The 23,532-nt window shown below is 70.4% G+C and carries 25 protein-coding genes; 13 read left to right on the forward strand and 12 right to left on the reverse strand.

Annotated features, from left to right (window positions below; genetic code table 11):
* The first annotated feature begins 82 nt into the window (after positions 1–82).
* Complete coding sequence (locus tag ACSFA2_RS20610) at positions 83–1,279, forward strand: YncE family protein (RefSeq protein WP_435457190.1); 1,197 nt, start codon at positions 83–85, stop codon at positions 1,277–1,279.
* Between the two features lie 7 nt (positions 1,280–1,286).
* Positions 1,287–2,240: a bifunctional Delta(1)-pyrroline-2-carboxylate/Delta(1)-piperideine-2-carboxylate reductase gene (gene lhpI / locus ACSFA2_RS20615; RefSeq protein WP_435457239.1), complete on the forward strand. Its 954-nt coding sequence runs from the start codon at positions 1,287–1,289 to the stop codon at positions 2,238–2,240.
* Here lhpI and ACSFA2_RS20620 read toward each other — a convergent pair.
* From ACSFA2_RS20620 to ACSFA2_RS20630, 3 genes are all read right to left on the reverse strand, one after another.
* A complete protein-coding gene (locus ACSFA2_RS20620) occupies positions 2,232–2,636 on the reverse strand; it encodes a RidA family protein (RefSeq protein WP_435457191.1) in 405 nt (134 codons plus the stop codon). The genes lhpI and ACSFA2_RS20620 overlap by 9 nt on opposite strands.
* A complete protein-coding gene (locus ACSFA2_RS20625) occupies positions 2,626–3,765 on the reverse strand; it encodes a DSD1 family PLP-dependent enzyme (protein WP_435457192.1) in 1,140 nt (379 codons plus the stop codon). Before ACSFA2_RS20625 ends, ACSFA2_RS20620 begins: the two co-directional genes overlap by 11 nt.
* A 309-nt stretch (positions 3,766–4,074) precedes the next feature.
* Positions 4,075–5,466, reverse strand: a complete 1,392-nt coding sequence (locus tag ACSFA2_RS20630) for an aminotransferase-like domain-containing protein (protein ID WP_435457193.1) — start codon at positions 5,464–5,466, stop codon at positions 4,075–4,077.
* A gap of 343 nt (positions 5,467–5,809) precedes the next feature.
* Here ACSFA2_RS20630 and ACSFA2_RS20635 point away from each other — a divergent pair, with 343 nt between their 5' ends.
* From ACSFA2_RS20635 to ACSFA2_RS20670, 8 genes are read left to right on the forward strand one after another with little or no spacing between them, the layout of a single operon-like run.
* Positions 5,810–6,292: an MSMEG_0572/Sll0783 family nitrogen starvation response protein gene (locus ACSFA2_RS20635; protein WP_262073568.1), complete on the forward strand. Its 483-nt coding sequence runs from the start codon at positions 5,810–5,812 to the stop codon at positions 6,290–6,292.
* Position 6,293: 1 nt separating this feature from the next.
* Entirely contained in the window at positions 6,294–7,334 is a 1,041-nt protein-coding gene (locus ACSFA2_RS20640; protein ID WP_435457194.1) for a Nit6803 family nitrilase, read from the forward strand.
* Positions 7,297–8,367 (forward strand): MSMEG_0568 family radical SAM protein, encoded by a 1,071-nt coding sequence (locus tag ACSFA2_RS20645; RefSeq protein WP_435457240.1) that lies wholly within the window; start codon positions 7,297–7,299, stop codon positions 8,365–8,367. The genes ACSFA2_RS20640 and ACSFA2_RS20645 overlap by 38 nt, the downstream gene beginning before the upstream one ends.
* Positions 8,368–8,370: 3 nt before the next feature.
* A complete protein-coding gene (locus ACSFA2_RS20650) occupies positions 8,371–8,928 on the forward strand; it encodes an MSMEG_0567/Sll0786 family nitrogen starvation N-acetyltransferase (protein ID WP_435457195.1) in 558 nt (185 codons plus the stop codon).
* The gene (locus ACSFA2_RS20655; RefSeq protein ID WP_435457196.1) at positions 8,925–9,917 is read left to right on the forward strand and encodes a sll0787 family AIR synthase-like protein; all 993 of its coding nucleotides are present in this window, start codon (positions 8,925–8,927) and stop codon (positions 9,915–9,917) included. Before ACSFA2_RS20650 ends, ACSFA2_RS20655 begins: the two co-directional genes overlap by 4 nt.
* Complete coding sequence (locus ACSFA2_RS20660) at positions 9,910–11,124, forward strand: MSMEG_0565 family glycosyltransferase (protein WP_435457197.1); 1,215 nt, start codon at positions 9,910–9,912, stop codon at positions 11,122–11,124. The genes ACSFA2_RS20655 and ACSFA2_RS20660 overlap by 8 nt, the downstream gene beginning before the upstream one ends.
* Before the next feature lie 11 nt (positions 11,125–11,135).
* Positions 11,136–11,420, forward strand: a complete 285-nt coding sequence (locus tag ACSFA2_RS20665; RefSeq protein WP_435457198.1) for an MSMEG_0570 family nitrogen starvation response protein — start codon at positions 11,136–11,138, stop codon at positions 11,418–11,420.
* Between the two features lie 20 nt (positions 11,421–11,440).
* The gene (locus tag ACSFA2_RS20670; RefSeq protein WP_435457199.1) at positions 11,441–12,718 is read left to right on the forward strand and encodes an MSMEG_0569 family flavin-dependent oxidoreductase; all 1,278 of its coding nucleotides are present in this window, start codon (positions 11,441–11,443) and stop codon (positions 12,716–12,718) included.
* A 9-nt stretch (positions 12,719–12,727) separates the two neighbouring features.
* On the opposite strand, the gene ACSFA2_RS20675 is transcribed toward ACSFA2_RS20670, so the two are convergent.
* Both ACSFA2_RS20675 and ACSFA2_RS20680 read right to left on the reverse strand, forming a co-directional pair.
* Positions 12,728–13,696, reverse strand: a complete 969-nt coding sequence (locus ACSFA2_RS20675; protein WP_435457200.1) for an AraC family transcriptional regulator — start codon at positions 13,694–13,696, stop codon at positions 12,728–12,730.
* Positions 13,697–13,712: 16 nt separating this feature from the next.
* Positions 13,713–14,240, reverse strand: a complete 528-nt coding sequence (locus ACSFA2_RS20680; RefSeq protein WP_435457201.1) for an OsmC family protein — start codon at positions 14,238–14,240, stop codon at positions 13,713–13,715.
* 234 nt (positions 14,241–14,474) lie between these two features.
* On the opposite strand from ACSFA2_RS20680, the gene ACSFA2_RS20685 reads away from it, so the two are divergent.
* Positions 14,475–15,308, forward strand: a complete 834-nt coding sequence (locus tag ACSFA2_RS20685) for a class I SAM-dependent methyltransferase (protein ID WP_435457202.1) — start codon at positions 14,475–14,477, stop codon at positions 15,306–15,308.
* A gap of 57 nt (positions 15,309–15,365) precedes the next feature.
* Here ACSFA2_RS20685 and ACSFA2_RS20690 read toward each other — a convergent pair whose 3' ends face one another.
* Positions 15,366–15,536: a hypothetical protein gene (locus ACSFA2_RS20690; protein WP_435457203.1), complete on the reverse strand. Its 171-nt coding sequence runs from the start codon at positions 15,534–15,536 to the stop codon at positions 15,366–15,368.
* A 451-nt stretch (positions 15,537–15,987) separates the two neighbouring features.
* Here ACSFA2_RS20690 and ACSFA2_RS20695 point away from each other — a divergent pair, with 451 nt between their 5' ends.
* Together ACSFA2_RS20695 and ACSFA2_RS20700 are read left to right on the forward strand one after the other, a co-directional pair.
* Positions 15,988–16,173, forward strand: coding sequence for a DUF3606 domain-containing protein (locus tag ACSFA2_RS20695; protein ID WP_435457204.1), 186 nt, complete (start codon positions 15,988–15,990; stop codon positions 16,171–16,173).
* A 56-nt stretch (positions 16,174–16,229) separates the two neighbouring features.
* Positions 16,230–17,213 (forward strand): helix-turn-helix domain-containing protein, encoded by a 984-nt coding sequence (locus ACSFA2_RS20700; protein WP_435457205.1) that lies wholly within the window; start codon positions 16,230–16,232, stop codon positions 17,211–17,213.
* A 33-nt stretch (positions 17,214–17,246) separates the two neighbouring features.
* Here ACSFA2_RS20700 and ACSFA2_RS20705 read toward each other — a convergent pair whose 3' ends face one another.
* From ACSFA2_RS20705 to ACSFA2_RS20730, 6 genes are all read right to left on the reverse strand, one after another.
* Positions 17,247–18,533 (reverse strand): MFS transporter, encoded by a 1,287-nt coding sequence (locus ACSFA2_RS20705; protein WP_435457206.1) that lies wholly within the window; start codon positions 18,531–18,533, stop codon positions 17,247–17,249.
* Positions 18,534–18,647: 114 nt separating this feature from the next.
* Complete coding sequence (locus ACSFA2_RS20710) at positions 18,648–19,481, reverse strand: ABC transporter substrate-binding protein (protein ID WP_435457207.1); 834 nt, start codon at positions 19,479–19,481, stop codon at positions 18,648–18,650.
* A 45-nt stretch (positions 19,482–19,526) separates the two neighbouring features.
* The gene (locus tag ACSFA2_RS20715; protein ID WP_435457208.1) at positions 19,527–20,924 is read right to left on the reverse strand and encodes an MmgE/PrpD family protein; all 1,398 of its coding nucleotides are present in this window, start codon (positions 20,922–20,924) and stop codon (positions 19,527–19,529) included.
* Positions 20,921–21,820, reverse strand: coding sequence for a polysaccharide deacetylase family protein (locus tag ACSFA2_RS20720; RefSeq protein ID WP_435457209.1), 900 nt, complete (start codon positions 21,818–21,820; stop codon positions 20,921–20,923). Before ACSFA2_RS20720 ends, ACSFA2_RS20715 begins: the two co-directional genes overlap by 4 nt.
* Entirely contained in the window at positions 21,817–22,668 is an 852-nt protein-coding gene (locus tag ACSFA2_RS20725) for a polysaccharide deacetylase family protein (protein ID WP_435457210.1), read from the reverse strand. The genes ACSFA2_RS20720 and ACSFA2_RS20725 overlap by 4 nt, the downstream gene beginning before the upstream one ends.
* 19 nt (positions 22,669–22,687) lie before the next feature.
* Positions 22,688–23,527 carry an ABC transporter substrate-binding protein gene (locus tag ACSFA2_RS20730; RefSeq protein ID WP_435457211.1) on the reverse strand — a complete coding sequence of 280 codons (840 nt, stop codon included), beginning with the start codon at positions 23,525–23,527 and terminating at the stop codon, positions 22,688–22,690.
* Positions 23,528–23,532 lie beyond the last annotated feature (5 nt).

A 23,532-nucleotide genomic window follows, 5' to 3' on the forward strand; every position in this document is an offset into this window, starting at 1 on the left:
CCCTGTCGATGCTGCGGTCGCGCGGCTAGGATGCGTGCGCGGCGCGTGCCGCACGAACGTACAACAACAGGAGACGACCTTCATGCGCAAGCCATTTCTTCGCCTTGGCCTGACCACCCTCGCGGCCACGGCCTTCCTCGCCGGCTGCGGCGGCATGCCCCCACCGGGCGCGCAGCGCCAGCTGATGCTGGTTGCCAACGACGAGAAGCAGTCGTGGACCGACGCCGGCGCCGTGGTGCTCGCGCCGCGCGGCCGCGACAGCCTGCAGATCCTCGACATCGGCACCGACCCCCTGGCGCCGAAGGTGGTCGGCACGCTCGCGCTGGACAACACCATCGCCGGCCCGCCGACCAACCTGGCCATCAACGCCGACGAGACGCTGGCGCTGGTCGCCAATTCGCTCAACGTTGTGGAAGAGAACGGCGTGCGCAAGCAGGTGCCCGACAACCGCCTCTTCGTGATCGACCTGAAGGCCAACCCGCCGACGCTGATCGACACGCTGGCCATCGGCAAGCAGCCGTCGGGTCTGTCGATCAACAGGGCCGGCACGCTGGCACTGGTGGCCAACCGGGCCGACAACTCGGTGAGCGTGCTGCGCATCGCCGGACAGAAGGTGACGCTGATCGACACGGTGGTCATCGGTGAATCGGTGGCGCATGTGCGCTTCACGCCCGACGGGCGCCGCGCGCTGGCGGCCAAGTTCCCGAGCCACAAGATCGCGCTGCTCGACGTCGACGGCGAGAAGGTCACGTACAACAAGGTCGACCTCGCGGCCGGCCTGTGGCCGTACAACGTCGACGTCACGCCCGACGGCAAGCTGGCGCTCACGGCCGACAACGGCAACTCGGGCGCGTCCGATGGCCAGGTCGACACGGTGAGCGTGATCGACCTTGAAGCCACGCCGCCACGCGTGATCGACAAGGTGGTGGTCGGTGACGGCCCTGAAGGCCTGGCCGTCAGCCCGACCGGCAAGCTGGCGGTGGCCGTGCTTCTGCGCGGCAGCAATTCGTCCAAGAGCGCGTACTTCTACAACCGCAATGGCTCGGTGGTGGCGCTGAAGATCGACGGCAAGAAGGTCACGCGCAGCAACGAGGTCGTGGTGCGCGGCCTGCCCGAGGGCGCGGTGTTCAGTGCCGACGGCAAGTACCTCTACGTGGGCAACTTCATCGACCAGGACGTGAGCATCCTGCGGGTCGACGGCGACATGCTGGTCGACACCGGCAAGTCCTTCGGCCTGGCCGGGCACCCGGCGGCGATGCGCGGGCGCGTGACGCATTGACGTGACGATGCGCTTCGTCGACAGCGATTCCACCCGGCGAGCGCTCGGTTTCGACCGCCTGATCCCCGCGCTGCGCGCCCTGTTCGTCGCCGGTTGCGAGGTGCCGTCGCGGCACACGCACACGCTGGGCGATGCCGAGGGCGGTACGGCCGGCACGCTGCTGATCATGCCGGCGTGGCAGCCGGGCGCGTACCTGGGCATCAAGACGGTCGGCATCTTCCCGGGCAACGCGCAGCGCGGGTTGCCGGGCCTGCATTCGACCTACCTGCTGTTCGACGCACAGACCGGCGTGCCGCTGGCGCAGCTCGACGGCAACGAGATCACCTCGCGCCGCACTGCGGCGGCTTCTGCACTGGCGGCGTCGTACCTGGCGCGGGCCGATGCGCGGCACCTGCTGGTGGTCGGGGCGGGCCGGGTGTCGGCGCTGCTGCCGGCGGCCTACCGGGCCGTGCGGCACATCGAGCGCGTGAGCGTCTGGGCGCGCAACGCAGTGCAGGCCGAGGCGCTGGCGCAGCAGTGGCGCACCGAGGGCATCGACGCCCGTGCGGTCATCGATCTGCCGGCCGCTGCGGGCGAGGCCGACATCGTCAGCTGTGCCACGCTCGCGACCGAGCCGGTGATGCACGGCGCCTGGCTGCGTCCCGACAGCCACCTCGACCTGATCGGCAGCTTCACGCCGGCGATGCGCGAGGCCGACGACGCCTGCTTCGGCGGCGGTGCGCGCCTGGTCGTCGACACCGCCGAGGCCCTGCACAAGAGCGGCGAGCTGCTCGGCCCGATGGCACGCGGCGTGTTCGCGGCCGCGGACGTGGCCGGCACGCTGGCCGACCTGTGCAGCGGGCGCGTGCCAGGCCGGCGCGATGGCGACGGCCGCACCGTCTTCAAGTCGGTGGGTACGGCGCTGGAGGATCTGGCGGCGGCGGTGCTGGTGTTCGAGCAGGCCGGCGCCGCCTCAGGCTGACGCCAGCGCGATCGCCTCGACCTCGACCTTCAGGCCGAAATGCAGCGCGCCGGTGGGCATCACCGCCCGGGCCGGGCGCGCGGTGCCGGCCCATTCGGCGTAGATCGCATTGAAAGCCGGCCAGTTGGCGATGTCGTCGACATACACCCGCACCTGCAGCAGGCGGTCGATGCCGCTGCCCGCGGCCGCGAGCGCCGCAGCGAGGTTGGCGAGCGTCTGGCGCGCCTGCGTCTCGAAGGGCGCATCGGTCAGGCGGGTGCCGTCGGGCCGCACCGGCAACTGGCCCGAGACGAACACCAGCCCCGCCCCCACGGTCGCATGGCTGTAGTGGCCGCCGGGCGGCGCGAGCGCCGGCACGTCGATGGCTTGAAGGTCGGTCGATGCATCACCAGCCATGAAAGCGGCTCCAGGTCTGCACCGTGCCGTCGTCGGCGAGTGCGTGGTATTCGGGGAACTGCGCGCCGGTGGCGCAGGCGTGGTTGGGCAGGATGCGCAGGCGCGTGCCGATCGGGAAGCGCGTGGTGACGTCGGGCTCGGGCGTGCCTTCGCGCGACACGATGCCGTGTTCCTGGTTCGCGCCCGACAGCAGGTAGCCCGGCAGCAGCGCGCCGTCGACGGTGCAGACCTGGCCGTAGCCGAAGTCCTGCCCCATGCGCGCGGTGCCGCGGTCGCGGCTCATCGCCATCCAGCCGGCGTCGACGATCGCCCAGCCCTTCTCCGCCTGGTGACCGATCACGGTGGTGAGCACGCTCAGCGCGATGTCGTCGGTGCGGCACACGCCCACGTTGTGCATCACCAGGTCGAAGAACACGTACACGCCGGCGCGCAGCTCGGTCACGCCGTCCAGGCGGGTGGCCTCCAGCGCGGTGGGCGTGGAGCCGACGCTGACCACCGGGCAAGGCAGCCCGGCCGCGCGCAGCCGCTCGGCGGCTCGCACGCAGCCGGCGCGTTCCTGTTCGGCCAATGCGGCCAACGCGGAGGGCGTGTTCAGTTCGTAGCTCGAGCCCGCATGGGTCAGCACACCGCCCAGGCGCATGCCGCCGTCGTGCAGTACGCGGCCGATGTCCAGCAGGGCGTCTTCGCCGGGGCGGATGCCGGAGCGGTGCCCGTCGGTGTCGATCTCGATCAACACCTCGAAGGCCTCGTCGTGGCGGCGGCCGAAGTCGGCGATGGCGCGGGCACCTTCGAGGCTGTCGGTGATGATCTTCAGGTCGCACCCGCGCCGTCGCAGCGCCAGCGCGTGGTCCAGCCGGTGCGCCGCCATGCCGACCGCATAGAGGATGTCGGTCACGCCGTCCGCGAAGAACTGGTCGGCCTCCTTCAGCGTCGACACGGTGATGCCGCGCGCGCCGGCTGCGATCTGTGCGGCCGCTACCGGCGCGCACTTGGTGGTCTTTACATGCGGGCGGAAGCGCACGCCCAGTGCGTCGGCCTGCTGCTGCATGCGCGCGATGTTGCGCTGCATGCGCGGCAGCGCGATGAGGGCGGCGGGGGTGTCGAGAGTCTGGAGCGAGTCGAAGGGCATGGCGGAACTCTAGAGCCTTTCACCGTGCCGTTGCCAAACCCAAAAAAAGCGCCCCGAAGGGCGCTGTAGAACGACGCCTTGCGGCGCCGCGAGGAGGGATCTTCCCAACCGGGTCGGCTCAGAGGATGCCGAAGATCTTCAGGGCGATGATGGCGACGAGGGGGACGCCGCACAGCCAGAGAATGATGCTTTTCATGATGGCCTCCGAGCCTTGAATGAGTGAGGCTCCAGCCTAGGCGCGCGGTCGTCGTGCGGCCTGCGGGAGAAGACACGGCAATGGCGTGGTCCCCTGCCTACAGCCGCCGGCCGCTACATCACGGTCGCGTGCGGATGCAGCGGGTGCGCCAGCGTGTCGGCGATGAGCCGCAGCGCCTGGTCGCAGTCGTCGCGCGACATCGGCCCCCCCAGGCAGACGCGCACGGCTTCGGGCGGGTTGCCGTCGGTCGAGAAGGCCGCGCTCGCGACCACGCCGACGTTCTGCGTGCGCAGGAACGATGCGAACTCGACCATGCTCCAGGCCGATGACAGCGGCAGCCAGAGGTGGAAGCTCTCGCTCGGCGCAGCCATGCCGTAGGCGCCCAGGTGCTTCTGCGCCATCGCCTGGCGCACGTTCGATTCGGTGCGGATGGCCTGCAGCATCGCATCGGCCGTGCCGTCTTCCACCCACAGCGTCGACAGCGCGTTGGTGATGGGCGAAGCCATCACCGTGGTCGCGCGCAGTGCACCTGCGAGCCGCTGCGACTGCCGCGCGCTCGGTGAGCGTACGTAGGCATTGCGAAGGCCCGCGCCCAGCGTCTTCGAGAAGCCGGTGATGTAGTAGGTGAGGTCGGGCGCCATCGACGCCAGCGTGGGCGGCATCTGGCGCGGCAGCAGGCCGTAGGCATCGTCCTCGATGATCGGGATGGCGTAGCGCAGCGCGATGTCGGCCAGCGCTTCGCGCCGCGCGCGCGAGATGGTCGCGGTGGTCGGGTTGTTGATGGTCGGGTTGACGTACAGCGCCTTGGGCTTGAGCGTCTTGCAGGCATGCTCGAAGGATTCGCCCATCGGCCCTTCCTCGTCGAGCGGCAGCGCGTGCAGCTGGACGCCGAGCTGCGTGGCGATCGCCTTCACGCCGGGGTAGGTGAGTGCCTCCACGCAGATCAGCTCGCCCGGCCGCGCGAGCTGCGAGAACAGCGCGGCCAGCACGCTGTGGATGCCGGGGCACACCAGCATCTGGTCGAGCCGGCAATCGGGGATGCGCGGTCGAATCCACGCCATGCCGGCCTCGCGGTCGCGCACGGTGCCGCCAAAGTCCTGGTAGCGCAGCAGGTCGTACGGGTCGGTGTCGGCCATCACGCGCGCCGCGCTCTCCTTCATGCGGTCGAGCAGGCCGGTGTCCTGCGGTTCGGGCGGCAGGTTCATCGTCATCTCGGCACCACCGCCGCCGCGCAGCGGCACGGCCGGGCTGGTGCCGCGAATGAAGGTTCCTGTCCCCGCGCGCGAATCGATCAGCCCGCGCTTGCGCGCCTCGGCATAGCCACGCGCCACCGTCGTGTAGTTCAGCCTTAGCTCGGCCGCCAGGTCCCGCAGCGTGGGCAGCTTGTCGCGGGCCGTCAGGCGGCCGGTGCGGATGTCCTCGGCGATGAGGTCGGCGAGCAGCAGGTAGGCCGGCTTGTCGCTGGCTTCGAGGCGCTTTTGCCAGGGCTGGGTGATCTTGATCATGGGAAGTTGATCGCATCCATTGATTGCATCGGTATCGATGGATGGACGCATGAAGCATGCCGGCCACGGAGAGGGTTCATGCATTGATCGCGTGCATTCAAACCCATTGATCGGGTGCATTGATTGCACGTCCGGCGCATCAATCGGGTGCGAAAAGCCACGACCGCGCCCATCGGAAAACGCCCCGCAGGGTGTCGCAACTATTTTTTCGAGCCCGCGCGGCGCATGCCTGCTGATTGATCGTGCATTGATCGCACGCAGGCGTCTGCGGGGTGGCACATCGCATGCGAAGGAGAAGGGCGCGCAATCAACCATCCCCAACGTTTTTCAACTGGAGTCCCCCATGCCCGCAGTCACCAAAGCCCCGAACGTCGCCGGCGAACACCTTGTCGACTACGAAGAGAAAGTCTTCGAGGACGTGAAGGCCGAACCCGGCGAGAAGGCGCTGGTCACCTTCCACACCGTGGCCTTCGAAGGCTCGATCGGCTTCGTCAACCTGCTGCAGGCCACGCGCTTGAAGCGCAAGGGCTACGAGACCTCGGTGCTGCTCTACGGCCCCGGCGTCACGCTCGGCGTGCAGCGCGGCTTCCCCACGCTGGGCGACGAAGCCTTCCCCGGTCACCAGAACTTCAACAAGCAGATCGTCAAGTTCATGGAAGAGGGCGGCAAGGTCTACGCCTGCCGCTTCGCGCTGCAGGCCCTGTACGGCCACGGCGAAGGCGCGCTGATCCCGGGCATCACGCCAATCAACCCGCTCGACGTGCTGGACATCGTGCTGCTGCACAAGAAGGCCGGCGCCGTCATCCTCGACACCTGGACCCTCTGACATGAGCCGGATCGTCCGCGCCGCCGCCGTCCAGATCGCGCCCGACTTCGAGAACGTCGACGGCACCCTGAACCGGGTGTGCGCGGCGATCGACGAGGCCGGCGCGAAGGGCGTGCAGCTGATCGTCTTCCCGGAGACCTTCCTGCCGTACTACCCCTACTTCTCGTTCGTGCAGCCGCCGGTGCTGCAGGGCCCGGCCCACCTCCGCCTCATGGAGCGCGCGGTGGTGGTGCCGGGGCCGGTCACGCTGGCGGTGGCCGAACGGGCGCGGGCCCACGGCATGGTGGTCGTGCTCGGCGTGAACGAGCGCGACCACGGCAGTCTCTACAACACGCAACTCGTATTCGATGCCGACGGCAGCCTGCTGCTCAAGCGCCGCAAGATCACGCCGACGTACCACGAGCGGATGATCTGGGGCCAGGGCGATGCGGCGGGCCTGAAGGTGGTCGACACCAAGGTCGGCCGCGTCGCCGCGCTGGCCTGCTGGGAGCACTACAACCCGCTCGCGCGCTACGCCCTGATGGCGCAGCACGAGGAGATCCACTGCGCGCAGTTCCCGGGCTCGCTGGTCGGGCCGATCTTCGCGGAGCAGATGGAAGTGACCATCCGCCACCACGCGCTCGAATCGGGCTGCTTCGTCGTCAACGCCACCGGCTGGCTCACCGATGCACAGATCACCGCCATCACGCCCGATGCGGGGCTGCAGAAGGCGCTGCGCGGCGGCTGCCACACAGCAATCATTTCGCCGGAAGGCAAGCACCTCGCGCCGCCGCTGACCGACGGCGAGGGCATGGTCGTCGCCGACCTCGACATGGCGCTCATCACCAAACGCAAGCGAATGATGGATTCGGTCGGCCACTACGCGCGCCCCGAGCTGCTGAGCCTGGCCATCAACGAACGCCCCGCCGCGACCACCTTCGCGATGCCGGCCGGCGCGCCTCTTTCATCCACAACCGGAAGCACCCCTTATGACCACGACAGCCTCGCCGTCCAGCCGTCAGTTGATGACCGAGTTGCAGTCCTTCGGGTTGCGGCTGGTTGACCCTTCCGCCGGCGCGGCCAGCCGCCGCGGCGGCGCGGGGCCGTCGGACCACAAGGCCGTCACGGTGGACGGCCACACGATCATGGTGCCGGTGCACACCTCGACCGCATGGAACTCGCCCTTCACGGCACAGGCGCCGGACGCGATGGGCAACAGCACCATCACGCGCGGCACCATTCCCATCGCCAGCATCACATTCCCGAAGCAGCCGCGCTTCACGAAGATGCAGACCTTCGACGGCGTGCCCTATTCGCACATCGCCACGCTGCACGGCAGCGACGTGCTCGCCACCACCGTGCTGCAGACCTGCATCCGCTACGAGAGCCGCCGGAAGACCTGCCAGTTCTGCGCGATCGGCCAGTCGCTTGCGGCCGGCCGCACCATCGCGCGCAAGACGCCCGAGCAGCTCGCCGAAGTCGCGCGTGCCGCGGTGCTGCTCGACGGCGTGAAGCACATGGTGCTGACCACCGGCACGCCCAACGCGACCGACCGCGGCGCGCAGATCCTCTGCGAGAGCGCCTTCGCGATCAAGGCCGCGGTCGACATCCCCATCCAGGGCCAGTGCGAGCCGCCGGACGACGACCAGTGGTTCCACCGCATGAAGGCGGCCGGCATCGACACGCTGGGCATGCACCTCGAAGCGGTGACGCCATCGGTGCGCGAGAAGATCATGCCGGGCAAGGCCAGCGTGCCGATCGCGCGCTACATGAGCGCGTTCGAGGCGGCCGTCGGCGTGTTCGGCCGCGGCCAGGTCAGCACCTACATCCTGGCCGGGCTGGGCGACACGCGTGAAGCCATCCTCGACATCTGCGACCAGCTGCTGGCGCTGGGCGTGTACCCCTTCGTCGTGCCCTTCGTGCCGATCAGCGGCACGCCGCTGGAAGACCATCCCGCGCCGACGCCCGCGTTCATGCAGTCGATCCTCGAGCCGCTGGGCCAGCGGGTGGCTGCGGCCCACCTGCGCTCGAGCGACATCAAGGCGGGGTGCGGCAAGTGCGGCGCCTGCTCCTCGCTCTCGGTCTACGAAAGCTGAGCCATGAGTTGCATCGACGACGTCGTCGACCCGGTCGTGCACTACGCGCCGGCCGGTTTCCTGGTGCGCGAGGCCGCGCAGCCCTGGGAGCGTGACGAGGCGCATGCGCTGCGCCGCGCGGTGTTCTGCATCGAGCAGGGCCTCTTCGTCGGCGACGACCGCGATGCGATCGACGACGACGCGCAACTGCTGGTCGCGATGTCCTGCATCGGCGGCATGCCCGACCAGGTGGTGGGCACGGTGCGCATCCACGAGACATCGCCGGGCGTGTGGTGGGGCTCCCGGCTCGCGGTGCATGCGGCCTTCCGCAGCCAGGGGCACCTGGGTGCGACGCTCATCCGGCTGGCGGTGACGCGCGCGCATGCGCAGGGCGCCCACACCTTCATGGCGCACGTGCAGGCGCAGAACGAGGCGCTGTTCCACAAGCTGCACTGGCGCACGACCGGCACGCTGGCCATCCACGGCCGCCCGCATGTCGAGATGCAGCCGGACTTCGCTTTCTATCCGCCGTGCCACGACCCGGTGAGCGGTTTCGTCTCGCGCGCCAGGAGCCGCACATGACGCTGGCCGAGCTCACCACCGCGCTGCGCGACAGCCGCGGCTTCGCGCACAAGCGTGACATCAGCGACATCGTCACGGCGCTGGGCCAGTCGCTGCCCGGTGGTGGCGCCGACCTGGCGCAGGCGGTGCCGGTGGGCGACGACTGCGCGGCCATCCCCGACGGTCACGGTGGCTATCTGCTCTTCGCCATCGAAGGGCTGGTGGAAGACTTCATCGAGCGCATGCCCTGGTTCGCCGGCTATGCCGGCGTGATGGTCAACGTGAGCGACATCTACGCGATGGGCGGCCGCCCGACCGCCGTGGTCGATGCGCTGTGGAGCGCCGGCATGCGGCCGGCCGACGAGATGCTCAAGGGCATGGCGGAAGCGTCGTCGAAATACGGCGTGCCGATCGTCGGCGGCCACAGCAACAACCGCAGCGTGCGCCCGCAGCTCGCCGTCGCCATCCTCGGCCATGCGAAGAAGCTGCTGACCAGCTTCACCGCGCGGCCGGGCGACCTGCTGGTGATGGCGGTCGATCTGCGCGGCGCCTACCAGGAGCCCTTTCCGTACTGGAACGCCTCGACCACCGCGCCTGGCGCCCGCCTGCGCGCCGACCTCGAAGTGCTGCCCGCGCTGGCCGAGGCCGGCCTGTGCGACGCGGCCAAGGACATCAGCATGGCCGGTGCCATCGGCACGGCGCTGATGCTGCTCGAGTGCTCGAAGGTGGGCGCGACCATCGACCTCGACGCCATCCCGCGGCCCGAGGGCGTGCCGCTGCTGCGCTGGCTCACGTCCTTTCCCAGCTTCGGCTTCGTGCTGAGCGTTCGGCCCGAGGCGCTGGGCGAGGTGCTCACCCGCTTCGCCGCGCGCGACATCGCCTGCAACGTCGTCGGCCAGGTCGACGACAGCCGCACGCTGGTGCTGCGCCAGGGTGAGGAGCGCCAGCTGCTGTGGGACCTGAACACCGACGCGTTCATCGGCGAGGCCGGCGAGGTCCACCATGCATGAGTCGGTTGCGTCACGGCCGCTGAAGATCGGGCTGCTCACGCACTCGGTCAACCCACGCGGCGGCGTGGTCCACACGCTCGAACTTGCACATGCGCTGCACGACGCGGGCCACGACGTGACCGTGATGGCACCCGCCTCGGCCGGCCAGCGCTTCTTCCGTCCGGTGCGCTGTGCCACGCGCCTGATCCCGGTGGGCGCCACGCCGCGCGACACGGTCGAGATGGTGGGATCGCGCATCGACGCGCTCACCGCGTCCATCGGTGAGTTGATGGCGACCACGCGCTTCGACGTGCTGCACACGCACGACCCCATCGGCGGCAACGCGCTCGCGAACCTGCAAGAGGCCGGGTTGATCGACGGCTTCGTGCGCACGGTCCACCACCTGGAGGTGTTCGCCGACGTGCAATTGATGCGTTGGCAGGCGCGCGGCTTCCGGGCCGCGCGGCAGGTGTTCTGCGTGAGCCGGCTGTGGCAGAACCTGCTGGCGACGAAGCATGGCGTGCGCGCCGCGCAGGTGCGCAACGGCGTGCAGCGCGGACGCTTCAGCCCCGAGCGCCAGCCCGGCGATGCGTTGCTGGCGCAGCGTTTGGGCATCCGCACCGGCGCACCCGTGGTGCTGGCACTCGGCGGCGTGGAGGAACGCAAGAACACGCTGCGGCTGCTGCAGGCCTTCGTGCTGCTGCGTGCGCATCGGCCCGATGCACAGCTCGTCATCGCCGGCGGCGCCAGCCTGCTCGATCATGCGCAGTACGGGCGCGACTTCGCGGCGCTGGCGCAGGCGAGCGATCTGCCCATCGGCCCCGGCGCACCCATCGTGCTCACCGGCGCGCTGCCCGACGACGACATCCCCGCGCTCTACCGCCTGGCCGACGTGGTCGCGATGCCCTCGCTCAACGAAGGCTTCGGGCTGGTCACGCTCGAAGCGCTGGCCAGCGGCGTGCCGATCGTCGTCTCGCGCATCGCGCCCTTCACCGAGTACCTGCGCGACGGCGACTGCCACTGGGCCGACCCGTTGAAGTCGGCCTCGATCGCCGAGGCCTTGCGGGCCGCGCTCGCGGCGCGTTCGTCGGCGCGCATCGCCGCAAGCGCCGCGCGTCTCGGCGAGACCTTCAGCTGGGCCGCCAGTGCGACCTGTCATGTGCAGCTCTACCGCGAGGGCCTGTCGCAAGGCGCCACCGTGGGTGTTGCACGAACCCACCTGCGTTGAGGACCCCTCCCATGCCCGTCATGCATTTCCACGTCCGCTGGCCCGACCAGAGCGAGACCCGTTGCTATTCGCCCTCGCTCGTCGTGCAGGACTTCCTGACGCCCGGCCAGGCCTACGCGTTGCCCGACTTCCTGGGCCGCACGCGCGAGGCGCTGGGCATCGCGTCGGAGCGGGTGCGCGCCAAGTTCGGCTTCGCCTGCTCGCAGGCGATGGACCAGCTCGCGGAGATCGAGCAGATCGCCACCCGCTTCACCGACCAGCCCGACGCACAGGTCACCGTCGTCGCGTTCGACTGACATCCCTTCAAGGACACCCCATGACCCCCAAGACCACCCACTACAGCGTCGTCATCGTCGGCGGCGGCCAGTCCGGCCTGTCGCTGAGCCACTGCCTGCAGCAGCGCGGCATCGACCACCTCGTGATCGAGAAGCGCACGCTGGTGCATTCGTGGCGCAGCCAGCGCTGGGATTCGTTCTGCCTCGTCACGCCCAACTGGCAGTGCAAGCTGCCGGGCTGGTCGTACAGCGGCAGCGATCCGCATGGCTTCATGGTGAAGGACGAGATCAACGCGTGGCTGGCCGGTTTCGTCGAGCAGGTGCAGGCGCCGGCGATCGAGGGCGTGACGGTCGAGAAGGTGTCGAAGGCGGGTGAGGCCGCGCACTACACCGTCGACACCAGCGCCGGCCGCTTCACGGCCGACCAGGTGGTGGTGGCCTCGGGCGGCTACCACAAGCCGGTGGTGCCGCGCATGGCCGAGCGGCTGCCGCCGTCGATCGTGCAGTACCACTCGGCGCAGTACCGCAACCCGGCGCAATTGCCCGAAGGCGCGGTGCTGGTGGTGGGTTGTGGCCAGTCGGGCGCGCAGATCGCCGAAGACCTGCACCTGGCGGGGCGCAAGGTGTTCCTCGCCACCGGCAACGCGCCGCGCTGCGCACGCTTCTACCGCGGCAAGGACGTGGTCGACTGGCTGGCCGACATGAACTACTACGACATGCCGGTGACGCAGCACCCGCTGCGCGAAGGCGTGCGCGACAACACGAACCACTACGTGACCGGGCGCGACGGCGGGCGCGACATCGACCTGCGCCGCTTCGCGCTGGAAGGCATGGAACTCTATGGCCTCATGACCGGGCTGGACGGCGACACGCTGCAGTTCCAGCCCAACCTGCGCGCCAACCTCGACCATGCGGACCAGATCTTCAACGGCATCAACGCGTCCATCGACAAGTTCATCGCGGCCAACGGCATCGACGCGCCGCCGGGCGGCGTGTACGAGCCGGTGTGGGAGCCGCAGGAGGAGCGCACCACGCTGAGCCTGCGCGAATCGGGCATCACCAGCGTCGTGTGGTGCATCGGCTTCCTGCCCGACTTCGCCTGGGTCGACGCGCCGGTGTTCAACGGCCGCGGCGAGCCGGTGCATCTGCGCGGCGTGACGCAGGTGCCGGGCCTGTACTTCCTCGGCCTGCCGTGGCTGCACACCTGGGGCTCGGGGCGCTTCTCGGGCGTGGCGCGGGATGCGGCGTACCTGGCCGAGCAGATCGACGCGCAGCGCAAGGCCGTGACCGCAGCGCCCGCGCAACTGGCAGCGGCCTGAGCCCTTCTTTCAGCGCGCCACCTGCAGCTGGCTGCGCCGCCACGCCGCCGGCGGTGCACCGTACTCGCGGCGGAAGGCGCGGCTGAAGGCCGTGTCGGTCTGGTAGCCCACGTCCTCGGCGATCGTCGCCAGCGGCGCGTTGCTGCCGCGCAGCAGGTTGGCCGCAATCACCATGCGCCATTGCGTGAGGTACTGCATCGGCGAGCTGCCGACCAGCTGCTGGAAGCGCTCGGCCAGCACCGAACGTGAGCTGCTCGCGGTGCGCGCCAGTTCGTCCAGCGTCCACGGGTGGCCGGGGCGGGCGTGCATCGCCTTCAGCGCGGCGCCGACGACGCGGTCGTTCACGCCGGCCAGCCAGCCGGTGCGGCCTTCGGCCTGTTCGTTCATGTAGAGCCGCAGCACCTCGATGAAGAGCACCTCCGCCAGCTTCGCGAGCACGCCCGCACCGCCGGGGCGGTTCGGCGACCGTGCTTCGGCCAGCGCGTAGCGCACCGAGGCCTCGAGCCAGGCCCCGGCCGGGGAGCCGCGCACGTTCACCTTCATCAGCGAGGGCAGGCCGGCCAGCAGCAGCCGCGCCAGCCGCGCGTCGCAGGCGAGGTAGCCGCAGACCAGCCGCGTGGTCGGCCCGCCGCCACCGTAGGCCAGCGTGCGCGGCCGGCGCGCCAGCACCGCATCGAGCCGCGCGCCGCTGGCCGGCGGCAGCCCCGGTTCGGACGCCATGCGGTGCGCATGGCCCTGCGGAAAAATCAACGCGTCGCCGGCCGCCAGCCGTGTCGGCGGCGCGTGGCCCATCTCGACGAAGCATTCGCCCTCGGTGATGAGGTGAAAGATCACGACGCGCTCGGCGCCCGGCTCGAGGAAGGGCGCGGCCTGGTCGGCATGCGGCGACTGGTAGCACCACGGGGCGGTGAAGCGCGCGTTGATGAAGATAGCACCCACCAGGCGCACGACGCGCAGCGTCTCCGACAACGCATCCATCGGCGCATCCTCGCGTTCAGCCGCCCGCGGCGATGCGCAGGTCGAGCGGCAGCGCGGTCTGCACCGCGCAGGGCACCGGCGACTGCCGACAGGCGCGCTCGGCCAGGTCGCGCAGCTGCGCGGGCGCGATGCCGTCGGCGGCGATGCGGACCTGCAGTTGCAGGTCCTGCGGTGTGGCCGGCACGGTACCGCCGTCGCTGTCGCGCAGGCCGAGGATGCCGCGCGTGTCGGACCGGCTCGCGGCCCGCACGTCGAGCGCGCGCAGCACCACGCCTTCGCGTGCGGCGAGCATCGCGATGCAGGTGGCCGCGCAGCTGGCGAGCCCGGCGCGGAACAGCCAGCCGGGTGTGACTTCGGCGCCGCCGCCGCCGAACTCGCGCGGCATGTCGGTCGGCACCTCGGCGCCGTTCGGGTGGCGGGCCACGAAGCGCGTGCCGCCGTCCCAGCGCACGCTGGCCGGCGCGTCGTCGTGCACCCCCGCTTCGGGCCGGCGTTCCAGCACCGAGGCCACGCGCTGCAGGGCGTCGGCGATGTCATGGGCCATGGGGGGCACCTCCGGGGTCGTGCTGAAACCCGCATTCTGAAACGCGCATCGCCTCGCGGCCACGGCCGAAACGGGCTAGGCCGCTTGGCGGATGCAATGCCGTGCCGGGCTATGCCGTGTGGCGGCGCGCGCCTGGACGATGGGGCAAGCATCGCCGACGCGCAGACAGGACGCGAGCGCGCGGCGGCGCGACAGTCCGGTCTCCATCCAACGACTCGACAGGAGACGATCACCATGCCCACCGACACCCTCACCACCGCTCCCGCCACCGACCTCGAGGCCCTCAAGAAGCGGCAGATGGCCGCGTGGGGCAGCGGCGACTACGCCGTCATCGGCACCACCCTGCAGATCGTCGGCGAGCAGCTCGCCGAGGCCTGCGACCTGCGCTTCGACGAGCGCGTGCTCGACGTCGCGGCCGGCAACGGCAACGCCACGCTGGCGGCCGCGCGGCGCGGTTGCCGCGTCACCTCGACCGACTACGTGGGCGCGCTGCTCGAGCGCGGCGCCGAGCGTGCCCGCGCCGAGCGGCTCAACGTGCAGTTCCAGACCGCCGACGCGGAGGCGCTGCCCTTCGAGCCGGCGAGTTTCGACGTGGTGCTGTCGACCTTCGGTGTGATGTTCACGCCCGACCACGCACGCGCCGCCGGCGAGCTTGCGCGCGTGTGCAGGCCGGGCGGGCGCATCGGCCTGGCCAACTGGACGCCCGAGGGCTTCATCGGCCAGGTCTTCAAGGTGCTGGGCCGCCACATGCCGCCGCCGGCCGGCGTGCAGCCGCCGTCGCTCTGGGGCACCGAGGCGCACCTGCAGGCGCTGTTCGGCGAACAGGCCGCGAAGATCGATGTGACGCGCCGGCTCTTTCAGTTTCGCTACCGGTCGGCGGCGCATTTCATCGAGGTGTTCCGCACCTGGTACGGGCCGGTGCACAAGGCCTTCGCCGCGCTGCCGCCGGACGGGGCCCAGGCCCTGGAACGCGACCTGACCGCCTTGCTCGAGCGCCTCAACCGCGCCGGCCCCGGCGCGCTGGTGGTGCCGAGCGAGTACCTCGAAGTGGTCGTCAGCCGGCGCTGACGGCGACCCACCGCCCGTGCGGTGGATGACCTCGCGGTGGCGCCGACCGACGCCGCGTCAACGGCGAAGATGGCCGGGGATCGTGCTGAGCAATTCGGCCGACTTGCGCAGCCGGTCGTCCACTTCGCGCGCCATCCGCATCGCTTCGCGGCCGTGGTAGTTGATGGCGATCCAGACCAGCCAGACCAGGCCGATCAAGCCGGCAGATAAATACAGTTGCACGCCCATCGTCACTCCAAAAAACAAGGGGGCAACCCTTGCACAGCATCGGCACCTGCGCAATAGGCGGACATGCACAAAGGCCGCTGTCAGGCGCCGACAACACTGTTCCCGCCCGGCCGGATGACCCGGGCCATGGCACCGCGCAGCGATGACCGTCGTTCAGCGACCCGCGGAGAAGGGCAATTCCCACTCGGCCGTGGCGGCGTCGGCGGGAATCGACAGGGTGAACACGGCCGCCGCGGCAAGCGAGGCGAGGACGGTGGCGAAGAAGTGCGTCATGGACAGGACTGTCGCGGCGCGTCGCATGACGGCTTGTCAGCCGGGGGCGATGGCGCTTGCGCGCCAACGGCGCAACGTGCCGCCGGGCCGTCGATTTCCTGCATCGGCCGTCGTCGCTGTCCGTCCTCGCGTGCGGTGGGGGAGTGCGACGCTGAGGTCTTCAAATCAGGAGAAACCGATGGCAGACGACAAAGCCGAGCGCGGCCCCGCCGACGCGGCACGCATCAACGTGAACGAGGCGTACGAGATGCGCTACTGGACCCGTGTCTTCGGCGTGACCGAACAGAAGCTTCGGTCGGCCGTCGCGGCGGCCGGCGTGATGGCCAAGGACGTGCGTCGCTACCTGGGCGTCGCCGAGCGCTGAACGTCGGTATTGCCTCACGGCGTTCGGGGCATGGACTCCCGTGCAATGATCAAATGATGCAGCGCTACAGCGACACGCTCCCGACCCGCATCGCCGTCCGAGCGGACCCCGATCGCGTTGCGCAGGAGCGGAGCGACAGGCGGGGCCCGGCCCCTCGGGACCCGATTGCCCGAAGCATCGGGCTGGACACCGCGTCGTCCCTGTCCACACGGCCGATCAAGGGATCTCGCATGACGGTCAGCCGGCTGTCGATCGGGGCCGACCGCCTCGGGTTGACACGGCCCGTGCCCGCCGAAGACGCTTTCGTCGTGGCGGTCTATCTGCACGATCTCGCCGACCACGAGCTCTGGAGCCGCGGCCGTCCAGTGCTCAGGCAAGGCTACGCCGCGCAATCGATGCGCATCGTCAATCTGCAGGACGAGTACGCCGCCAACCTGCTGCAACCGCACGAGACCCTCGTCTTCCATATTCCGCGGCTGGCGCTCGATGGTTTCACCGACGATGCGGGCCTCGCGCGCGTCGGGCATCTGGCGTGCGAACCGGGGCTCGTGGATCCGGTGGTCGGACATCTGGCGGGCGCGCTGTCCGCCACGCTCGCCATGCCGGAGGTCGCGAATTCGCTGTTCATCGACCAGGTGTGCCTGTCGGTCTGTGCGCACCTGGCCGGCCACTACGGCGGGCAGCGCAATGCCCTGTTGCCGGCCGCGAGCGGACTGTCGCCTGCCATGGCATCGCGCGCCAAGGAACTGCTGGCGACCCATGTCGCCGAGACGCTGTCCATCCACGACCTGGCGCAGGCATGCGGCTTGTCGCGCAGCCATTTCGGCAAGGCCTTCAAGCTGTCCACCGGGCTGACGCCGCACGCATGGCGGCAGCAGTACCGCATCGATCGCGCCCAGGCGCTGCTGCTGGGCGAACGCGTCGACCTGGCGGCCATCGCAGCGCTCTGCGGCTTCGCGGATCAGAGCCATTTCAATCGCGTCTTCGCGCGACTGGTGGGCGACACGCCAGGCAACTGGCGGCGCCTGCGCCAGCGCTAGTGCGCTTGGCGCGGCTGCTTCACGCCCCGTGCTTCACTCTTGGCGTCGCGACGATTGCGCCACGCTGCGCAGGCCCGCCAGTGCGGTCACGGCGCACGCCAGCGCCGCGAGCGAGATCACCGACAGCAACGCCAGGTTGATCGCCTGAGGGTCTCCGAAGCCGCGATCGATGAGCAGGCCGACGGCGCCCGGGCCGATGCCCACGCCGACCAGGGTGACCACCGACACGAGCAGGGCGATGAGCACGCCGCGCACCCGGTCGGGCGTGAGCAGTTGCCAACCGGTGAGGCCCGCAGGCGTGGCGGAGAACACCAGGAAGTTGAAGACGGCATAGGCGGCCCGGCTGGTGTCCGGGTCGTCGGCCAGGCAGAAGACCGCGGCCGCGGGCAGGCACAGCAGGGCGGCCGCCGCGAGCAGCAGGTTCGACGGCGCGGGCGCGCCGCGGCGCTGCAGGTGCGTGAGCACGCGGCCGCCCACCCATTGCCCCGTAGGGGCCGTGGCCAGGAAGATGAGGCCGACCATCATGGCGCTCTCTCCGCTGCCGAAGCCGAAGCGCCGCGAGAAGAACATCGGCATCCAGGCGGCCTGTGCTTGCGCCAGCGTGACGCTGCACGCCGTGGCGGCGGTGAGGAAGAAGTAGGCCGATGCGTGCGATCGCAGGTGGCGGGCCGCGGCCGCCAGCCCGCCGTCCGCCGAAGCCTGCGGCGCGTCCGCCGTGCGGGGTGGTTCGGCCATGCACAGCGCCAGGACCCCCAGTAGCACGCCCGGCACGGCGGCCACCACGAAGAGCACGCGCCAGGCGTCCGGCGCGGCGACCCACGCCTCCCAGGCCGCGCTGTCGGCCATCCATGCCAAGAGGCGCCCGCCGCCGATCAGCGCCGCGGCGTTCCCCAGGGTGGCGCCCATCAGGAAGACCGTCACCGACCGCGCCATGTGCTCGCGCGGGATCGCGCTTCCGAGCATCGACATCGCCACGGGCACCAGGCAGGCCTCGCCCAGCCCGACGCCGATGCGCGCGACGAAGAACAGCGCGAAGGAGTCCGCCAGCCCGCAGACCGCCGTCATCAGGCTCCAGAACAGCAGGCCGCCGGCCAGGATGCGCCGCCGGTCCGCCCGGTCCGCCAGCCAGCCGAAGGGGATGCCGCACAGGCAGTACATCGCGACGAACGCCAGCCCGTGCAGCAGGCCGAACTGCGTGTCGCTCAGCGCGAAGGCCTGCTTGATCGGCGCGCCGGCCACCGCGACCAGAGCCCGGTCCACGAAGGAGACGGCGTAGCTCAGGCTCAGCAGCAGTACCAGCCGACGGCCTTCGGCGGACATCGATGGCCCCCGCAGGCGGGGGGCGTCCGCGCTCACCGGCGGTGAAGGAGATCGCCAGGACATCGGCTGGGCCTTTCGAGAAGTGTCGGGCCGCCGATGCTGCCAGACCGTCGCTCAGGGCACGGCGACGCCGTTGACCGCCGCCTGCTTCACGGCGCTGGCCTGCAGCTTCCACTTGGCGACGATCGATGCGTAGGTGCCGTCGGCGATCAGCTTCTTGAAGGCCGCGAGCACCGCGTCGCGCAGCTGCGTGTCGGCCTTGGCGAAGGCGATGCCTTGCTGCGCGCCGCCGAAGGGCGCACCCAGTGGCTTGTAGACGCCGGGTTCCAGCGTCATCGCGTACGGCACGGTCTCGCTGCCCTGCGCACCGCCTTCGAAGCGCTCCTGCTTGAGCTGCGCGCGCGCGGCCGCGTTGTCGCTCGTGCCTTCGACCGTGATCGGCGGCTTGCCGGCGGCCACGCAGTTCGCGTCGCTCCAGGTCTTGATCTCGGCCGGGAAGGCGGTGCTGCGGCTGGTGCCCACGGTCTTGCCACACAGGTCGAGCGGCTGGTTCACGGTGCTGCGCGAGGCCAGCGTATAGAACTGCACACCCGAATTGAGGTAGTCGACGAAGTCCATCGTCTCGCGGCGCGCCGGGCGGTCGTTGAGGCCGCTGAGGATCATGTCGGCGCGGCCGGTCTGCAGCGACGGGATGAGCTGTTCGAAGGCCGACTCCTGCCAGTCGAGCGTCACGCCCAGCTCCTTGGCCAGCGCGTTGCCGAGGTCGACATCGAAGCCGATCAGCTTGCCGCTCTCCGGGTCCTTGTATTCCATCGGCGGGTAGATGGCGTTCACCGCGATCTTGATCGTCTTGGTCTTGGCGATGCGTTCCGGCAGGGTCTGGGCCTGGGCCGCGAGGGTGGCGCCGGCGACGAGGGCGCCGAGCGCGAGGGTGCGAAGGAAGGTCAAGGGAGGGCTCCGGAGGGGAAGTTCGAGGACGTGGGGGAGGGGGAATCAGCAGAGGAGCTCGTGCAGCGCAGCCTGGCCCGCCAGCAGGGGCAGCAGCGCGCGCGCGTCGGCAAGGCGGTCCAGGTGCAGCAGCGATTCGGCGAGCGTGGCGACGCCATCGGCCGGCAGCGCCACGCCGGCGAGTTCGGCGAACTTGCGCTGCAGGGCGTCGTCGTCCAGCGGATGGGCCGGCGCGCCGAGCGCCACCGGCACGTGGTGTGACACCGTCTCGCCAGTGGTCGACGTGATGGTCACGCTCGGCTCCTCGAGCGCCGGCATGGCCGGGTCGGCGTGCAGGTGCACCAGCGACATCGCGGCAGTCAGCCGTGCATCGCGCCGGGCCGGTGCGAGGTAGCGCGCAAGGCCCGCGTCGCCGAACACCCAGGCGAGCGCCACGGCGTAGGGCATGCTCATCTGCGCGCTCGACAGCGTCGACAGGTCGCGGCCGCCGCACATGTCCATCACGAAGGGGCTCAGCCGCACGTCGATGCGCGCGACCCGCTGCGCCAGACCCGGGTGCGCGGCCATCAGCGCGCGCACCGCGTCGATGGTGGCGTGGTTGCTGCGGCACGAGGCGTAGGGCTTGATCGAGCAGCGCATCAGCTTCCAGGGGCTGCCCAGGTCGGCCAGCAAGGCCTCGGGTTGGCGTGACTGCGGTGCGAAGGCGTTGAAGAAGCCGCCCCACACGTCGTCGAACACCCGGCTCGGCCCGCTGATGCCGCGCCCTGCCAGCAGCGCCGCGGTGAGGCCGCCTTCGGCCGCGCGGCCCGCATGCAGGCGCTTGGTCTGCGAGGCGTCGTGGATGAAGGCCCAGAGCCCGCCGCTGGCGCTGGCGGCGTGGCCGTAGGCGGCCATGGTCTGCGCTGCGTCGAGCTGCAGCAGCTTGCTTGCGGCTGCGGCCGCCGCGAAGGTGCCGCAGGTGGCGGTCGAATGCCAGCCTTGCCCGTTGTGCGGCGAGTAGCCGCCGCAGGCCTCGAGCACGCGGCGGCCGACGTCGTAGCCGAGCACGACGGCGGTGATCAGGTCGCGGCCGCTGACCGGCACGCCGCCGTGGCCCGGCGCGCTGAGCGCGGCGAGGGCCGCCGGCAGCACCACGGCGCCGGAGTGGTCGCAGCCACCGGTGTCGTCGAGTTCCAGCGCGTGCGCGGCCACGCCGTTGGCGAAGGCCGCGTCGCGCATGCCCAGCCGCTCGGCCGTGCCCCAGACCGGCGCACTGCCGGCACTGCGTTCGGCGCTGAGCATGCCGAGCACCGCGCGCGGTTCGGCCGCGGCGCTGCCGGCCAGCGTGGCGCCGACGGTGTCGAGGATGTGGCGCTGGGCGCGCGCCACCAGGTCGTCGGGCAGGTCGTCGAAACGCGTGTCGGCGCAGAAGCGGGCGAGCCGCAGGGCGGTGCTGTCGGTCATGAAACGCTGGGCTGGTGAAGGGGTGCGAGCACGTCGACCGGATGGCCGGGTGCGTTGCCGACGTGCTGGCTGCGCCACCAGGCGCCCACCTCGCCGCCGGTGGCGAACCACACGTCCGGACGCGCCATCGTGCCCACGAGGAATTCGCGCAGCAGGTCGATCCGGCCGGCCGTGCCGATCACCTCCGGGTGCAGCCGCAGCGGCAGGCACAGGCCGAAGCGGTGGAAGCCCGCGAAGTCCTGCTGCCAGTTGCCCAGCACCTCGCGGTACGACGCGATGCGCGGCTGGCCCACGGGGATGGGCGGGAACAGGTTGAAGGCGAAGTAGGGCTCGTCTTCGAGCTCGTAGTGCAGCGGCAGTTCGATCAGTGGGGACGCATCCGCCGCGCCGGGATGGACGTAGGGCAGGTCGTCCCCGCGCCACGACGACGACCAGTCGATGCCCGCCTCGCGCAGCTGCTGCGTGAAGCCCGGCGCCCAGTTGCCGAAGGGCGCGCGGAAGCCCGCGGGCCGCTCGCCAATGAGGTCGGCCAGAACGGCCTGTGCGCGGGTCAGGCTGTCGCCCTGCTGCGCCAGCGTCAGCGTGTCGAAGTTCTCGCAGGCAAAGGTGGCGTTGCCGATCTCGTGCCCCGCGCGGTGGATGCGCTGCACCAGCGACGCATGCGTCTGCGCCACGCGGCCGGGCACGAACCAGCTGGTGCGCAGCTTCAGCTCGTCGAACAGGTCGAGCAGCCGGTCGACACCGCGCTTGGCGCCGTACTGCCACACCGACAGGCTCTTCTCGCGGCCGGCCATGCGCGGCTCCTGCACGAGGATGGCGGCGTCGTCGAAGAAGTCGACGGTGACGACGAAGGCCATGCGCTTGCCGGAGGGCCAGCGGCCCGGGGTCGTGCTCATGACGTGCCTTCCACAGACAGGTGCCGTTCGCGCCACCACTGCGCCACCTCGCCGCAACGCGCGAACCACACGCCCTCCTGGGCGCGCATGTGCGCGCACAGGCGGTCGAGCAGCCCGATGCGGCCGGGTCTGCCCGAGACCTTGGGGTGGAACAGCGTCGTCAGGCACAGGCCGTCGCGGTGCGAGCCGTCGAACTCGCGCCGCCAGTTGTCGAAGGTGGTGTCGTAGCTCGCGATGCGGTCGAGTCCGGCGGGGTAGTCGGGGTTGCGCTGGTAGGCCAGCGACGCGTAGTCGTCGAGCTCCCACTTGCCGGGGATCTCGACCAGCTGGCGGCCACTCGCGGCGTGGTCGATGACGTAGGGCCGGTCGTCGCCGCGCATCGAGCTCGACCAGGTCACGCCGGCGTCGAGCAGCACCTCGATGGTGTCGTCGCCCCAGTCGCCCGACGGCGTGCGAAAGCCCGCCGGCGCGAGCCCGAGATGCCGCTGGAACAGCGCGAGCGACTGTGCCATCACCTGCTGCTGGCGCTCGCGTGTGAGCTGCCAGAAGGCCTCGTGCTGGTGGCCGTGGTAGCCGATCTCGTGGCCACGGTCGACGATCGCCTTGATCTGCGCCGGCCAGGTCTCGAGCACCCAGGTCGGCACGAAGAAAGTGGCGGGAATGCGGTGGTCGTCGAGCAGGTCCAGCAGGTAGCCGACGGCACGCCAGGGCCCGTAGGCACCGAGCGTGAAGAACGACGGGTTGCGCCAGATGGAGCCATCGAGCATCGCGCCGCCGGTGGGCCCGTCGACGTCGAAGGCCAGGGCGACCGCCGACTGCACGCCCGTCGGCCAGAGACTGTCGTTCATCGCGCTCGCCGGGCGGTGCTCAGTCGGCGCTGTCGATGATCAGCTTGGTGACCGCGAAGTCGGCCAGGCCCCACTTGGCGACGATCTTCGCGTAGGTGCCGTCGGCGATCAGCTTGGTCATGGCGGCGGAGAGCTCGGCGGCGATGGCCTCGTCCTTGCGGTTGGTCGCGAGGCCCACGTACTGGAAGGCGAAGGTCTTGCCCACGGTCATGTAGGTGTTCGGCTCCTGGCCCATGATGTAGGGCATGGTTTCGCCGCCCTGCACCGCGGCGTCGAGCCGGCCCTGGCGCAGCTGGGTGCGCGCATCGGCCGAGCCGTCGGTGCCGGTCACCACGATGGCCGCCTTGCCGGCCTTCACGCACTGCTCGTCGCTCCACTTCGTGATCTCTGCGGGGAAGGACGTGCGGCGGCTGGCGCCCACCTTCTTGCCGCACAGCGCGGCCATGTTGGGGAAGTCGGCTGCACGCTCCTTCATCACGTAGAACTGCGGGCCGGTTTTCAGGTAGTCGATGAACTTCACGGCTTCGCGGCGGGCCGGCAGATCGGTCATGCCCGACAGGATGATGTCGACGCGGCCGGTGGCCAGCGAGCTGAGCATCTGGTCGAAGCTGGTCTCTTCCCACTTGATCGTGGTGCCGGCCTTGGCGGCCAGCGCTTCGCCGATGTCGATGTCGAAGCCGGTCAGCTTGCCGGTGGCCGGGTCCTTGAACTCCATCGGCGGGTAGTTGGACACCACGGCCGCCGTGATGGGCGCGCCCTTGGCGCGGCCGGTCTGGGCCTGCGCCACGGGCAGGACGGCGGCCAGGGCCACGGCGAGAAGGCCGAGACGGATCGACACAGGGGTGGTGCTGCAGGTCATGGGGA

This window comes from Variovorax cryoconiti, assembly GCF_051216395.1.
Lineage (GTDB): Bacteria > Pseudomonadota > Gammaproteobacteria > Burkholderiales > Burkholderiaceae_C > Variovorax.